We start from the raw sequence: 15168 nt of genomic DNA on the forward strand, positions 1-15168 counted from the left end.
AGCTGGCTCATGATCCCAATCACCACCCTTCGCGGACGACATGTTGCTCTTTTCGGTCTTGGCGGCTCTGGCATGACCACCGCCAAGGCGCTGATGGCGGGCGGTGTGCGCGTGGACGCATGGGATGACAACGAGGGCCGTGTTGAGGCCGCGCTGGACGATGGCATTGACTGTCTTGACCTTCGCGATGCGGATTTTGAACGGTATGCGGCGCTTGTTCTGGCACCGGGTGTGCCGCTGACGCATCCTGAGCCCCATTGGACGGTCAAAATGGCAGAGGCCGCAGGCGTTGAAGTGATTGGGGACGTTGAGCTGTTCATGCGAGAGCGCGAGGCCGTCTGTCCGGAAGCAGCCTTCGTTGCGATCACGGGAACCAACGGCAAGTCAACGACGACGGCGCTGACAGCGCACATTCTCAAACAGGCCGGAATGGACGTGCAAATGGGCGGCAACATCGGCCGTCCTATTCTGGATCTAGATCCGCTGACTGAAGACCGTGTTTATGTGATTGAGTGTTCCAGCTATCAGATCGATCTGGCACCAAGCCTTGCGCCGGATGTGGGTGTGATGCTGAACCTCTCGCCTGACCACCTTGACCGCCATGGATCGATGGAGAATTACGCCTCGATCAAGGAGCGGCTGGTCCGCGCCAGTCGTCTTGCTGTTGTGGGTGTTGATGATGACACCAGCAGCGCGATGGCAGATCGGCTGGAGGCGGCTGAGGTGCAGGTAGAGCGTATCTCCTGCAAGGGCGCTATCGCCAAGGGCGATGGCATCTTTGCTGATGGCCCGCAGCTTTTTGAAAGCTTTGATGGGGAACAGACGGAGCTTCTAAGCATTCAAGGCCACATGAGCCTTCGGGGTGCTCACAACGCTCAGAACACCGCTGCTGCTTCTGCTGTTGCTCTTGCTCTGGGGCTGTCACCTGAAGAACTGGCAGAAGGCATCGCTTCTTTCCCTGGTCTGGAGCACCGGCTACAGCCGGTGGCGACCGCAGGCCGTGTTGTTTTTGTCAATGACAGCAAGGGGACGAACGCAGAAGCCACCGCTCATGCACTGGCCAGTTTCGACCGGATTTACTGGATAGCCGGGGGACGAGCGAAGACTGGCGGCATCACTTCGCTGGAAAGTTACTTTCCTCGGATTGCAAAAGCCTATTTGATCGGCGAAGCTAGTCAGGACTTTGCACAGACACTTTCGGGCAAGGCCCAAGTGGAAGAATGCGGTGACCTTGAAACCGCCGTTGCTGCAGCAGCAAAGGATGCAGCGACCAGTGATGCTGATGAGTGTGTAGTTCTTCTCTCACCAGCCTGTGCGTCTTTTGATCAGTTCCCGAGTTTTGAAGTGCGTGGACAGCGTTTTGCTGAACTTGCCGCCGTTGCGGCTGCCAACCTGACCGAGCCGGGGGGACACTGATGGTATCAAGAACCGATCGAAGCCCGTTTGCTGAATGGCTTTGGACAATCGACCGTTACCTGCTCGCTGGCATCCTCATTCTGATGGGTGCAGGCGTTGTACTGTCTTTTGCTGCAAGCCCCCCAGTAGCTGAACGTATCGGTCTTGATCCATACCACTTCGTGACCCGTCAGGCGATTTTCCTGGCTCCAAGCGTCATGCTACTGCTCGCCGTATCAGCCCTGAACCAGCGCATGGTTCGCCGTGTGGCTCTTCTGGTGCTTGCAGGTTCGATTGTGCTGCTCATTGCAACGCTTTTCACCGGCACGGAAATCAAGGGCGCGCGGCGCTGGGTGAGCCTCTTTGGGTTCTCCATTCAGCCAGCCGAATTTGTAAAGCCGTCACTGGTGATCGTGATGGCGTTCCTGTTGTCGGAAGCACGAAAGCGGCCGGAAATTCCCGGTGGGCTGTTCTCCTTGATGCTTTATGCCATCGTTGTCGCTCTGCTTGTCGCCCAGCCTGACTTTGGCCAGACCATGCTGATTACCATGGTGCTGTTTGCGCTGTTCTTCCTCAACGGCCTGTCGTGGTTTGCGATCTTGCCGCTGGGTGCCGTTGGTGTGGGCGGCATGGTGGCCGGTTATGTGTATCTGCCTCACGTGCGCGGGCGCGTTGAGCGCTTCCTCAATCCCGATTCCGGCGACACGTTCCAGATCGACAGAGCCATTGACTCCTTCCTTGCGGGGGGCTGGTTCGGGCGCGGCGTGGGTGAAGGCACCGTGAAACGCATTCTGCCTGATAGTCACACGGACTTCATCTTTGCTGTTGTGGCCGAGGAATATGGCGTGCTGCTTTGCCTGTTTCTTGTGTGCGTGTTTGCCTTTGTGGTGTTGCGCGGCCTTTCGGTTGCTTCCAAGGATCAAGATCCTTTTGGCCGCCTCGCAACATCGGGGCTTATCGTCCTGTTTGGTCTGCAAAGCTGTATCAACATGGCGGTTAACCTTAACCTGATGCCTGCAAAAGGCATGACCCTTCCATTTATTTCCTATGGCGGTTCCTCGCTAGTGGCGCTGGCACTGTCCATGGGGTTCGTTCTTGCTTTGACACGTCGCAGGCTTCGCCCAACCCGGACGCCAGGTGTGACCGTGACGCGGGTTCCCGCTTCGTCGCTGGTCTAGGGCTTCAAGGGTCTGCTGGAGTACACTATGAAACCAACGATCATGCTCACAGCCGGAGGTACAGGCGGGCATCTGTTTCCAGCGCAAGCGCTGGCAGGTGAGTTGACCCGTCGTGGCTATCGGGTTGAGCTGATGACCGATGAGCGGGCTGACAAGTACGGCAGTGCCTTTCCTGCAGATGAAGTTCATCTGATTGAAAGCGACACGCTACGTGGCCGCAATCCAATCAAGCTGTTCAAGACCGCCCTGAAGTTGGGGCTTGGTACCTTGCAGGCGCGCAAGATCATCAAACGGAAGAACCCGCTGGCCATGGTCGGCTTTGGTGGCTACCCAACGTTTCCGCCGATGTTTGCCGCCAGTTTGGCTGGGATTCCGACCATCTTGCATGAGGCAAATGCGGTGATGGGGCGCGCCAACCGCCTACTGGCCAAACGGGCCACCAAGGTTGCCACAAGTCTGCCGATGAAAGCCCTGCCACAGGAGTTGGCAGGCAAGGCTGTCATGACCGGCAACCCGCTGCGCGATAACGTGATCGCGGTCACGGGTGTGCCCTACATGGCACCGGAAGCAGGTGGTCCGTTCCACCTTCTTGTGTTTGGTGGCAGTCAGGGCGCTCGGTTCTTCTCCCAGGTCTTGCCAGAGGCGCTGAGGCTTTTGGGTCCTGATGAGCGCGCGCGTTTTGCTATTGTGCAGCAATGCCGCGCTGAGGACTTGGCAAGCGTTGAAGAGGCTTATCGTTCCTTGGGCATTGCTGCCCAGCTTGAGACGTTCTTTCAGGATCTGCCGCAGCGCATGGCGGATGCACATCTGGTGGTTTCGCGTTCCGGTGCTAGCACGTTGTGTGAACTGGCTGCGATTGGACGTCCGTCCATCCTTGTTCCTTATCCGGGTGCGCTGGATAACGATCAGGGTAACAACGCAAAGCTGCTGGAAGTCGCCGGTGCGGCGTGGCCAGTGCGCCAGTCTGAACTCAGCGCGGAGCGTCTTGCGCAGATGCTGCGTGATCTAATGGCACATCCCGAGAAGCTGCAGGCAGCTGCCGAAGCTGCCAAGAGCGAAGGCCGTCCTGATGCGGTGCAGCGCCTTGCAGATCTCGTTGAACAGGTTTCCAGAGGGGCAGAAGCTCCCGTAGGTGAAGAGGTGACATCATGAAGATGCCCGTCGATATCGGTCCGGTCCACTTTGTAGGCATTGGCGGCATTGGTATGAGCGGTATTGCAGAAGTGCTCCATACGTTGGGCTACACCGTGCAGGGCTCAGATATGTCCGAAAATGCTAACGTGCAGCGCTTGCGCGAAAAGGGCATTGCAGTTCATGTGGGTCATTCCGCCGAGAACCTGGATGGGGCGGAAGTGCTGGTGATCTCGTCGGCGATCAAGAAAGACAACGTGGAACTGGTTGCAGCGCGGGAGCGCTCCCTGCCTGTTGTGCGCCGGGCGGAAATGCTTGCTGAGCTTATGCGTTTCAAGCAGGCGGTCGCCATTGGCGGCACGCACGGCAAGACGACGACCACCTCCATGGTGGCTGCGCTGCTGGATGCCGGTGGCAAAGACCCGACGGTGATCAACGGCGGCATCATTAATGCCTATGGCACCAATGCGCGTATGGGCGAAGGTGACTGGATGGTGGTGGAAGCGGATGAGTCCGACGGCACTTTCATCAAGCTGCCTGCCGATATCGCGGTTGTGACCAACATTGATCCAGAGCATCTGGACCACTATGGCGACTTTGACGGCGTCCGCGCTGCCTTCCGCCAGTTCGTGGAGAACGTGCCCTTCTATGGCTTTGCAGTGATGTGTCTGGACCATCCAGAAGTTCAGGCGCTGGTTGGCCAGATTGAAGACCGCAAGATCATCACCTACGGCACCACCCCTCAGGCAGACGTGCGGTTCAAGGATGTGCGGATGCAAGGCGGCAAGTCCATCTTCACTGTGGTGATTGATGACCGCCGTGGGGGCGAGCCGCAGGAGCTGGTCGATCTGGTGCTGCCAATGCCGGGCTTGCACAACGTGTCCAACGCGACAGCCGCGATTGCGCTTGCCATGCAGCTTGGTACCACCGGCGATGAAGTGCGCACCGGCCTTGCTTCGTTTGGCGGGGTAAAGCGACGCTTCACACACACCGGTTCCTGGAACGGCGTTGAGATCTTTGACGATTATGGCCATCACCCGGTCGAGATCAAGGCCGTTCTGCATGCAGCACGCGAGTCGACTGACGGCAAGGTGGTCGCTGTTATGCAGCCGCACCGCTACTCCCGTCTTGAAAGTCTGTTCGATGACTTCTGCGCCTGCTTCAACGACGCCGATACTGTGATCATTACGCCGGTGTTTGCTGCGGGAGAACAGCCAATTGAAGGGTTCGATCAGGCAAGCTTGGTGTCTGGCCTAAAAGCGGGCGGGCATCGTTCCGTCTACGCATTGGAAGGTCCGGAGAAACTCGCCGAGATGGTTGCTCAAGTCGCAGAGGACGGCGACTACGTGCTGTGTCTTGGTGCAGGCAACATCACTCAATGGGCTTACAAGCTACCGGAAGAACTGAAAGCACTCGGGACAGGTGAGGGGGACGCGTGATGGAAAGCGAAATTCTCTCCCGTATGGGTGACGCCGTGGAGGAGATCCGCGGCCGCATAGTGCCCAATCAGCCGCTTTCTGCGGTGACATGGTTTCGTGTTGGCGGGCCTGCGGAACTTCTGTTCCAGCCTGCGGATGAGCTGGACCTGTCAGTGTTCATGAAAGCGTTGCCGGACGATGTGCCGGTAACCGTGATTGGTCTTGGCTCCAACCTTCTGGTGCGGGATGGCGGCTTGAAGGGTGTTGTCATTCGCCTCCCGATGAAGAGCTTTGGCCAAGTGGAGTATCTTGGCAATCATCAGTTCAAGGTGGGTGCCAGTGTTCCGGACAAGAAACTGGCGGAAGAAGCGGCCAAGACCGGCACCGGTGGGTTTGCGTTCTATACAGGCATTCCGGGCGGTGTGGGTGGAGCTCTGCGCATGAATGCAGGTGCGCATGGCGTTGAGACAAATGAACGAGTCGTTAACGTTAACGCAGTACAAAGAGATGGTGAGATCCTAACGCTGACCAACGAGGACATGGGGTATGCCTACCGTCATTCCTCTGCAGCAACGGACTTGATCTTCACCAGTGCCATCATGCAGGGCGTTGCGCAACCGGAAGCGGAAATCCGCAAGGAAATGGCGGATGTTGTCGAGCACCGTGAGAAGGCGCAGCCCATTCGTGAGAAGACTGGTGGTTCCACGTTCAAGAACCCGCCAAACCACAGCGCGTGGCGCGTGGTGGATGATGCAGGCTGCCGAGGCCTGCAGATTGGCGGCGCACAAATGTCGCAATTGCATTGCAACTTCATGTTGAATGTAGGCGAAGCCACTGCTCATGACCTTGAACTGCTTGGGGAAACAGTTCGGGCACAAGCACTTGAGAAGACCGGTATTCGCCTTGAATGGGAAATCAAACGACTGGGGGATTTCATCGAGGGGCAGGAAATCGCGCCGTTTTTGGGCAACGACTAACGGACAGGCGCAATAGACAAAGCAAGGACGCAAGAAACAGATGTCGAAGCATGTTGCCGTATTGATGGGTGGATGGGCCTCAGAGCGCCCTGTTTCCTTGAACTCGGGCGCCGAGTGCGCGGATGCCCTGGAAGCTGCAGGATACAAGGTGAGCCGTGTGGACGTTCAGCGCGATATTGTTGAAGTCCTGAAGGCGCTGAAGCCGGACGTTGCCTTCAATGCATTGCACGGCCCCTTCGGTGAAGATGGCTGCATTCAGGGTGTTCTGGAGCTGCTTGAGATCCCGTATACCCATTCTGGCGTCATGTCTTCTGCTCTTGCCATGAACAAGGTGAAGGCCAAGGCCGTGATGAAGGCTGTCGGCATTCCCGTTGCCGAGCACAAGGTGATCCACCGCCGCGAAGCGGCAAAGGCGCATGCCTTGACCCCGCCTTATGTGATCAAGCCCATTAACGAGGGTTCTAGCTTCGGCGTTCTCATTGTTAAGGAAGATCAGGAGCACCCACCGCAGGAGTTGACGCGTGATGACTGGCCATATCCGGATGTGATCATGGCCGAACGATTTGTTTCGGGACGGGAAATCACCTGCGCGGTGATGGGAGATGTGGCTCTGGGCGTATTGGAAATTGTGCCAATGGGGCACACTTTTTATGATTATGATGCAAAATACGTCCCTGGTGGTTCACAACACATACTTCCCGCAAAAATTTTACCTCCTGTTTACCAAGAAATACAAAAACTGAGTTTGAAAGCGCATCAGGCGCTCGGGTGTCGAGGTGTATCCAGAGCGGATTTCCGTCTGGACGATGGACCGGACGGAACCGGAGAGCTGGTGTGCCTGGAAGTTAACACTCAACCGGGCATGACGCCGACGTCGCTGGTTCCAGAAATCGCAGCCCATGCGGGCCATGATTTCAAAGAGTTGGTTAGTTGGATCGTGGAGGACGCAAGTTGCAGCAGATAACTGCAAAAATTAATGCATGGCGCAGGCCGTTTGCGAACGGGGGCTTCGGCTCGCCGCGTCGTGGCGTGTCGCGTCTGCACCAACGGCCCGCTTGGAGCGTCGTTGGGTTTTTTGCTGTTATGCCTCGCTGGGCGCCCACCGCATGCGCGATGGGTTTTCTGGCGGCCTCTGCTACCTACGGCATCGTTCTGGGGGGGCACGGTCAATCAGTTGCTGAAAACGTTACTTCTGCAACTGGTTTTGCCATTGAAACCATTGAGATGGATGGCCTGCAGCGGGTGGCTGAATTCCAGATTCTGGAAGCGCTTGAGCTGCGGGAACATCCATCGCTGATGATGTTTGATGCGGATGGTGCCCGCGAGCGGATCGACGAGATCGCGTGGGTGGAAAATGCGAGTATTCAGAAGCTCTATCCGGGCACGCTGAAAGTCACTATCGAAGAGCAGGTGCCTTACGCCCTGTGGCAGCGTGGTGATGTGATTTCAGTGATTACCGAAGCGGGCGATGTGATCACCGATGAAGTGGATGGCCGCTATGCCAACCTGTTGCGCGTTGTAAACCATGGGGCACAGCGCCGCGCCGGTGAGATCAAGAAGGAACTGGACCGGATTCCGGAACTGCGCGCCCGGGTGCGTGCTGCGAGCCTCATCTCCGAGCGCCGCTGGGATCTGAACCTGGAAAATGGGATTGTTGTTCGTCTGCCGGAAGTTGGCATTGCCGAAGCACTTGACGATCTGGTTCGTCTTGATGCCGAAGGCGGCATTCTGAGCAGAGATATCGTAGCCGTAGACATGCGGCTGGAAGATAGGGTGGTAGTTCGCTTGTCCGATGAAGCAGCGTTGCGGCGTAAGACCGCGATCAAGGCGCGTCCGCGCCGCGGTGTAGGGGGAGCAGACACATGAGCACCAGCAAAAAGGTGATCTATCTCCCTCGTAAACGGCCTTTGCCATCTCGGCGTGCGGCTGTTGTTTCTGTTTTGGATGTTGGGTCTTCCAAGATCTGCTGCCTGATTGCAAAGCTGACGCCGAACGAAGACGGCGAGCTGCTGCCGGGCCGCACCCACAGCATTGAGCTGCTGGGCTACGGGCATCAGCGTTCCCGTGGCATCAAGTCCGGCGTTGTTGTGGATCTGGATCAGGCCGAACAGGCCATTCGCAAGGCAGTGGATTCCGCAGAGCGCATGGCTGGAGTGATGGTTGAATCTCTGCTGGCAACCGTGACCTGCGGCCGCCTGCAGAGTGAGATCTTCTCGGCCAGTGTTCCGCTTTCCTCAGAGAGCGTGAGCGAGTCCGACATTCAGCGTGTTCTGACCGCAGGTTCAACGCATACAGCAACGGATGGCCGTGCAGTGATGCACGCCTTGCCGATTTCCTACGGCCTTGATGGCAACCGCGGCATCCGTGACCCGCGCGGCATGATGGGCCGCAAGCTGGGTGTGGACATGCAGGTTGTCACGGCTGAAGTGCCGCCGGTACGAAACCTGGAGCTTTGCATCAACCGCGGCCACCTGCACGTGGAGAACTTGGTTGCGACGCCTTACGCGTCCGGCCTGTCGACCCTGGTGGGTGATGAAACTGAATTGGGTGTTGCTTGCATCGACATGGGCGGCGGCACCACAACCATCTCCATCTTCGTGGATGGTCAGATGGTGCATCTGGATGCGATTGCGGTAGGCGGCAACCATGTGACCATGGATATTGCCCGCGCTCTGTCCACCCGGATGCAGGACGCAGAACGGATCAAGACGCTACACGGTTCTGCGTTGCCAAGTGCAGTGGATGACCGTGATTTCATCAGCGTGCCGCCAGTGGATCAGGAAGGGGACCTTCCAACACAGATTCCACGCGCCATGCTGACACGTGTGATCCGCCCACGCGTCGAAGAAATTCTTGAGCTTATTCAGGAGCGCCTTGTTGCGTCCGGCTTTGCTGGCCGCGTTGGCAAGCGCGTTGTCCTGACCGGCGGTGCCAGCCAGTTGACTGGCCTGTCTGAAACAGCTCGCCGAATTCTGGGTCGCAATGTGCGGCTCGGTCGCCCGCTTGGCATCGCGAACATGCCAGACGTGGCTAAAGGTCCAGCGTTCAGCGCGGCATGCGGACTGCTTGTCTATCCGCAGGTTGCGCAGATCGAACAATTCGAACCGCGAGCGCAACGCGGTAAGTGGCTTGGTACGGGCAACTACTTCGCCCGTGTCGGGCAATGGATACGAGAAAGTTTTTGATCCCCTGAGGATCAGTCAACAGTTTCGCCTGATTGGCGGACGCACGAGAGGAAGAGCGATATGCCCGCGGGGCAGCGGACATATCTTTAGGGTCGCGAGGAACTTATGACTATCAACCTGCAAATGCCTGATATTCAGGAATTGAAGCCACGGATTACAGTTTTCGGTGTTGGTGGTGGCGGCGGAAACGCTGTCAACAACATGGTCACCAGCGGTCTTCAGGGCTGTGACTTTGTTGTTGCCAACACGGATGCTCAGGCCCTTGCACTGTGCAAGGCTGAACGTGTGATCCAGATGGGTGTTGCCGTAACCGAAGGTCTGGGCGCTGGTTCCCAGCCGGAAGTTGGCTGTGCCGCAGCAGAAGAAGTGATCGACGAAATCAACGATCATCTCTCCGGCTCTCACATGGTGTTCATCACTGCCGGTATGGGCGGTGGCACCGGTACTGGCGCTGCGCCAGTGATCGCGCGCGCTGCTCGCGAACAGGGCATCCTGACCGTTGGTGTTGTGACCAAGCCGTTCCAGTTCGAAGGCGCGCGCCGTATGCGCATTGCCGACTCTGGCATTGAAGAGCTGCAGCGCAACGTTGATACGCTCATCGTTATTCCGAACCAGAATCTCTTCCGCATTGCGAACGCACAGACTACCTTTGCTGATGCTTTTGCCATGGCCGACCAGGTTCTTTATTCCGGCGTGGCCAATGTCACCGACCTGATGGTGAAGGAAGGTCTCATCAACCTCGACTTTGCTGATGTTCGCTCCATCATGCGCGGCATGGGCAAGGCAATGATGGGTACCGGTGAAGCTTCTGGCGACAACCGCGCCATTCAGGCTGCGGAAGCTGCGATTGCAAACCCGCTTCTGGACGAAACATCCATGAAGGGCGCACGCGGCCTGCTTATCTCCATCAACGGTGGCAACGATCTTACCCTGTTTGAAGTTGATGAAGCTGCAACCCGTATCCGCGAAGAAGTGGATCCAGACGCAAACATCATCCTCGGCGCTACCTTTGACGAGGAGCTGGAAGGCCGCATTCGCGTTTCTGTTGTTGCTACCGGCATCGACCAGGACGCGCGTGACGATGTTTCTCCTGCCGAAGTGCGCATGGCTGAGCTGACCGAGCGTCTTCAGTCCGTAAGCTCTTCAAACGAGAACTCCGCACCAAAGGCATACGCGGCACCTGTTGCTCCTGCACAGGCGGCAGCACCACGTCCTCAGCACGTTGAAAAGCCAGCACCAGTTGCTGCTTCCAGCGATCCTGAGGTCGAAATTGCACCTTACCAGCCGAGCGCTTACGATCATTCTGCTGCAATCGAGCAGGTTGAAGAAGAAGCTCCGGCACCTGTTGTTGACACAACGCCAGCACCAGCACCTTACATTCCGCCAGCAGCTGAGCAGGTACAGCCAACTGCACGTATGCCACGTGTAGAAGACTTCCCGCCAATCGCTCAGCGTGAAATTCGCGCACGTGCTCCTCAGCAGCCTGCAGCACCACAGCAAGCAGCGCCTGCACCAGCCCCTGCAGCACCAGCGGCTCAGGATCATGCCGAGCAGCACATGCATGAAGATGAAGAGCGTCGCCCAATGGGCCTGCTTCGTCGTCTTGCTGGTGGTCTGGGCCGTCGTGAAGACGAAGGCTATCATGAGCCAGCTATGGAAGAAGGTCACGTACCTGCCGCGCCTCAGGAAGCGCCAATGGCACCAGCACCTGCACGCGCACCAGCATCTCACGGTGCTGCTGGTCACCTCGATCAGGCCGGCCGTTCTGCCCCGCAGAATCGTCCGTCCGTAGACGACGATCAGCTTGAAATCCCAGCATTTTTGCGCCGCCAGGCGAACTAATGTGAACAACTCGCGCCTCTCGGCAGCAACTCAGATTTTTCTGGGTTGCTGCAGCGCGCTATCCTATTGTTTTATTAGTATAAATCACTAGTTTTTCAGAGCGTTACAAAGCGTAATAAAGCTTTATTTTATTCCTCCCTTAAATGTCGCTAATGTCCAGCTCAACCGGTGGGGCGGTTCGGAATTTTTTGGCTTGAGTCTCATAACAAACGACCAAGCCCAATCAGATAAGGCTGGAATTTGCGATGACCATGCGTGTCGAAAAACAGACAACGCTCTCTGATAGCGTAACGCTGAACGGTATCGGCGTTCATTCAGGTGGACCTGCCTCAATCACTTTGCATCCTGCAGACGCTAATACTGGTATCTTGTTTCAGCGCACAACGCCGGAAGGTGATGTCGAGATTGCCGCATCGTGGCAGTCCGTTTCCGCCACTGCGCTGTGTACTGTTTTGGGCGATCCTGCCCATGGTGGTGTCTCTACCGTAGAACATTTGATGGCTGCATTCCGTGGTTTGGGCGTGGACAATGTGATCGTTGAGATCGACGGTCCTGAAATGCCAATCATGGACGGCAGTGCTGCTGCATTCGTTGAAGCGATTGATGCCACCGGGCTTGTCACGCTGAATGCGGGACGTCGTTATATCCGTATCAAAAAGCCTGTACGCGTCGTGCAGGGGGATCAGTGGTGTGAGCTGCGTCCCTATGACGGCCAGCGTTTCAACATCACCATCGACTTCGACAGCGCTTTGATCGGCGTTCAGAAGCTGGATCTGGAGCTGACCCCAGAGGTTTTCCGCAAGGAAATCTCTCGTGCACGCACCTTCGGTTCTGTTCAGGACGTTGAGAAGCTCTGGAAGCTTGGCTTTGCCATGGGCTCTTCCCTTGAGAACTCTGTTGCCCTTGATGGTGATCGTGTTCTGAACCCGGAAGGTACCCGTTGGCCGGACGAGTTCGTGCGTCACAAGGCGCTGGATGCTGTGGGTGACCTCGCTCTTGCAGGCTTGCAGTTCATCGGTGAATACCGCTCCTACAAGGGTGGGCACCGCATGAACCACAACATTCTCGTTGAACTCTTCAAGAACCCGGATGCGTTTGAAATCGTTGAGGGTGATGAAGTCGCAAGCCGTTCACGCGTAGCGGAAAAAGGCCACGCAGAACTGATCGGTGGGCTGCAGGCCGCAGCTTTTGGCCCTGAAGTTTCCTGAGAAACCTGTCATTATTCAAAGGTTATGCCCCACATCCGTCACAAATTAGCGGCAAATGGCACGCGTAGTGGTGACGAGGTCGGTACATTCAGTTAGAAGCGTCTGACGGGGTGGGGTGTGCCCGATTCCTGAAGTGACATAAGGAGCTTGGAAACATTGCTGCATTGGGGTGATGCTCAGGGGAATAGTGCTCGCAAGGGCTTGGGCAAGACAGTTCGGTTTCTCTCACTGGCGATTGCGCTAGCAGTTGCTGGATGTGCCTCTCAGGAAAAAGTAGACGAATACGCATTCGACGACACGCCTGCTGAACTCATGTTTAACCAGGGCCTTGCCCTGCGCGCTGAGGGCAAGCTTAAAGACGCTGAGAAGAAGTTCAGTGAACTGGATCGCGTCTATCCGTATTCAGAGTATGCACGCAAGGCGCTGATCAACATTGCTTATCTGAACTTCACGATGAGCAAGTATCCAGAAGCCATTGCGGCCGCAGACCGTTTCGTAACTCTTTATCCTGGTAATGAAGATGCAGCCTATGCGCTCTTCCTGATCGGCGAATCCTATTATCGCCAGATCCCGGATGTGGGCCGTGATCAGCGTTCCACTCAGCGCGCCTTGAAGGCGTTTGATGAAGTGGTCCAGCGCTTCCCGGATTCAGAATATGCCAATCAGGCACGCCAGCGCATTCGCGTGGCCCATGACCAGCTTGCTGGTAAGGAAATGGAAGTCGGCCGCTACTATCTGCAGCGCCGTCAGTACCTTGCCTCCATCAATCGCTTCAAGGTTGTCGTGCTGAACTACCAGACGACGCGCCACGTTGAAGAGGCGCTGTTCCGCCTGGTGGAAAGCTACTATGCGCTTGGTGTTGTCAACGAGGCGCAGACAGCTGCAGCCGTGCTTGGTCACAACTTCCCTGAGAGCCAGTGGTACCGTGATGCGTACTCTCTGCTGCAAAAGGGTGGGTACGAACCAAACGAGAACGAAAGCAGCTGGATTTCACGGGCGTTTGGGGATATCAAATTGCTTTGATCGCTCCGTTCTCAGCATGCTGATAGGGCCTTATGCTTTCGACGCTGTCTATTCGGGATATCGTTCTCATTGATAAGCTCGACCTGCAGTTCTCTGCAGGTATGAGCGTTCTTACCGGTGAGACTGGTGCCGGTAAATCCATCCTGCTTGATTCCCTCTCTCTCGCCCTTGGTGGGCGCGGGGACGCTGGTCTTGTGCGCCACGGCCAGAAACAGGGACAGGTGACAGCGGCATTTGATGTGCCCATGAACCATCCGGTACGCCGCCTTCTTCAAGAAAACGATCTGGAACACGATGCAGATATCATACTGCGCCGTGTTCAGTCACAGGACGGGCGCACCCGCGCGTTTGTCAATGACGCGCCTGTGAGCGCGGGCCTGATGCGCCAGATTGGGGCGCTCATGGTCGAAGTGCACGGCCAGCATGACGACCGGGCTTTGGTCGATCCGGAAAGCCACCGCATGTTGCTTGACAGCTTTGGCGGGCTTGAGGACGCCACGGCAGCGGTGCGCGAGGCTTCACGTGATGTGCGCAAAGCTGAAAAGACGCTCAAGGATCATATCGCGCGCATCGAAGAAGCTCGTAAAGAAGCCGACTATCTGCGTGACAGCGTTGATGAGCTGAGCGCCCTTGACCCACAAGAGGGGGAGGAGGAAGCGCTGGCTCTGCGTCGTCAGGACATGATGCAGGTGGAGAAAATTGCCGGCGACTTGCAGGAAGCTTTCGACACGCTTGATGGCCCTGCTTCTCCCATTCCTGAACTGGCCAGTCTGCTGCGCCGCCTGGAGCGCAAGGTAGATCAGGCCCCAGCCTATCTGACCAGTGTTGTCGAAGCGCTCGGAACCGCTTTGGACCATCTGGAAGATGGCCGCAGTGGTCTGGAGGGGGCGCTTCGGGATACAAACTTTGATCGCGGTGAGCTGGAACAGACCGAAGAGCGTCTGTTTGCGCTGCGTGCTGCCTCCCGAAAGTACTCGCGCCCGGTTGATGAACTTGCTGCCCTGCGGGATCAGATGGCCGCGGACCTTGCTGATCTGGATGCTGGTGAAGAGAAACTTCATGCGCTTGAAAAGGCAGTAGCCGAGGCGCGAGCAACCTATGATGCATTGGCGCGCAGTCTCTCTGAAAAGCGCAGCAATGCGGCCCGCGCACTGGAAGAAGCGGTGCATGCTGAACTGCCATCCTTGAAGCTGGAGCGCGCGCGTTTCATCATTCAACAGGACACCGATCCTGAGAACCGAGGCAGCGAGGGTATCGATACCATCGAGTTTTGGGCCCAGACCAACCCGGGCACCCGACCGGGGCCCATGTTCAAGGTTGCGTCAGGTGGTGAGCTTTCTCGCTTCCTGTTGGCGCTCAAGGTATCGCTTGCGGACAAGGGATCAGCACCGACGCTGGTGTTCGATGAAATTGACACGGGTGTGGGTGGTGCGGTGGCAGAGGCCATTGGTGTGCGTTTGGCACGCCTTGCCGAGAACGTGCAGGTGCTTACCGTCACTCATGCGCCGCAGGTCGCCGCTCGCGCCGAAGGCCACTTCCTCATCGAAAAGGGCGAGGTGGATGAAGAGCGCGTTGCGACCCGCGTGACACGGATTGCCGAAAAAGACCGGCGCGAAGAAGTGGCGCGTATGTTGGCAGGTTCCACGATCACCGAGGAAGCCCGCATGGCGGCTGATCGACTGCTTCACGGAACGCTGGTGTAAGCGTTCCGCCTTGCTTTGTTGGCTTGAAAACAGAAGGCCTAGTCCCTGTCTGGCCCTTGTCTGGTCCATTGCTTGACCCCGTGAATGGGGTGGGTGAAAATTCACAAA

General features: G+C 57.1%; 12 protein-coding genes. All 12 read left to right on the plus strand.

The annotated features are described in order from the left end of the window. Window positions 1-9 precede the first annotated feature (9 nt). The 12 genes from murD to recN all read left to right on the plus strand — a co-directional run bounded on the left by murD (window position 10) and on the right by recN (window position 15060). The gene (gene murD / locus Q3Y58_RS10695; RefSeq protein WP_319622215.1) at window positions 10-1416 is read left to right on the plus strand and encodes a UDP-N-acetylmuramoyl-L-alanine--D-glutamate ligase; all 1407 of its coding nucleotides are present in this window, start codon (window positions 10-12) and stop codon (window positions 1414-1416) included. Next, a complete protein-coding gene (ftsW, locus tag Q3Y58_RS10700; RefSeq protein ID WP_274218483.1) occupies window positions 1416-2573 on the plus strand; it encodes a putative lipid II flippase FtsW in 1158 nt (385 codons plus the stop codon). The genes murD and ftsW overlap by 1 nt, the downstream gene beginning before the upstream one ends. Before the next feature lie 27 nt (window positions 2574-2600). Next, entirely contained in the window at window positions 2601-3725 is a 1125-nt protein-coding gene (gene murG, locus Q3Y58_RS10705; protein WP_319622216.1) for an undecaprenyldiphospho-muramoylpentapeptide beta-N-acetylglucosaminyltransferase, read from the plus strand. Continuing rightward, on the plus strand, window positions 3722-5143 hold the full coding sequence (gene murC / locus Q3Y58_RS10710; RefSeq protein ID WP_319622217.1) for a UDP-N-acetylmuramate--L-alanine ligase: 1422 nt from the start codon (window positions 3722-3724) through the stop codon (window positions 5141-5143). Before murG ends, murC begins: the two co-directional genes overlap by 4 nt. Continuing rightward, window positions 5143-6099 carry a UDP-N-acetylmuramate dehydrogenase gene (gene murB / locus Q3Y58_RS10715; RefSeq protein WP_413697808.1) on the plus strand — a complete coding sequence of 319 codons (957 nt, stop codon included), beginning with the start codon at window positions 5143-5145 and terminating at the stop codon, window positions 6097-6099. The genes murC and murB overlap by 1 nt, the downstream gene beginning before the upstream one ends. A 40-nt stretch (window positions 6100-6139) precedes the next feature. Next, window positions 6140-7063, plus strand: coding sequence for a D-alanine--D-alanine ligase (locus Q3Y58_RS10720; RefSeq protein WP_319622219.1), 924 nt, complete (start codon window positions 6140-6142; stop codon window positions 7061-7063). 119 nt (window positions 7064-7182) lie between these two features. Next, a complete protein-coding gene (locus Q3Y58_RS10725; RefSeq protein ID WP_274218488.1) occupies window positions 7183-7965 on the plus strand; it encodes a cell division protein FtsQ/DivIB in 783 nt (260 codons plus the stop codon). Next, a complete protein-coding gene (gene ftsA / locus Q3Y58_RS10730; protein ID WP_274218489.1) occupies window positions 7962-9284 on the plus strand; it encodes a cell division protein FtsA in 1323 nt (440 codons plus the stop codon). The genes Q3Y58_RS10725 and ftsA overlap by 4 nt, the downstream gene beginning before the upstream one ends. Window positions 9285-9389: 105 nt before the next feature. Then, on the plus strand, window positions 9390-11126 hold the full coding sequence (gene ftsZ, locus Q3Y58_RS10735; RefSeq protein ID WP_274218490.1) for a cell division protein FtsZ: 1737 nt from the start codon (window positions 9390-9392) through the stop codon (window positions 11124-11126). A 251-nt stretch (window positions 11127-11377) separates the two neighbouring features. Then, entirely contained in the window at window positions 11378-12334 is a 957-nt protein-coding gene (lpxC, locus tag Q3Y58_RS10740; protein WP_413697812.1) for a UDP-3-O-acyl-N-acetylglucosamine deacetylase, read from the plus strand. 156 nt (window positions 12335-12490) lie between these two features. Further along, window positions 12491-13357, plus strand: coding sequence for an outer membrane protein assembly factor BamD (locus Q3Y58_RS10745; RefSeq protein WP_319622322.1), 867 nt, complete (start codon window positions 12491-12493; stop codon window positions 13355-13357). 32 nt (window positions 13358-13389) lie between these two features. Continuing rightward, on the plus strand, window positions 13390-15060 hold the full coding sequence (recN, locus tag Q3Y58_RS10750; protein ID WP_319622220.1) for a DNA repair protein RecN: 1671 nt from the start codon (window positions 13390-13392) through the stop codon (window positions 15058-15060). Window positions 15061-15168 lie beyond the last annotated feature (108 nt).

Source organism: Nesiotobacter zosterae, from assembly GCF_033843645.1.
Lineage (GTDB): Bacteria > Pseudomonadota > Alphaproteobacteria > Rhizobiales > Stappiaceae > Pseudovibrio > Pseudovibrio zosterae.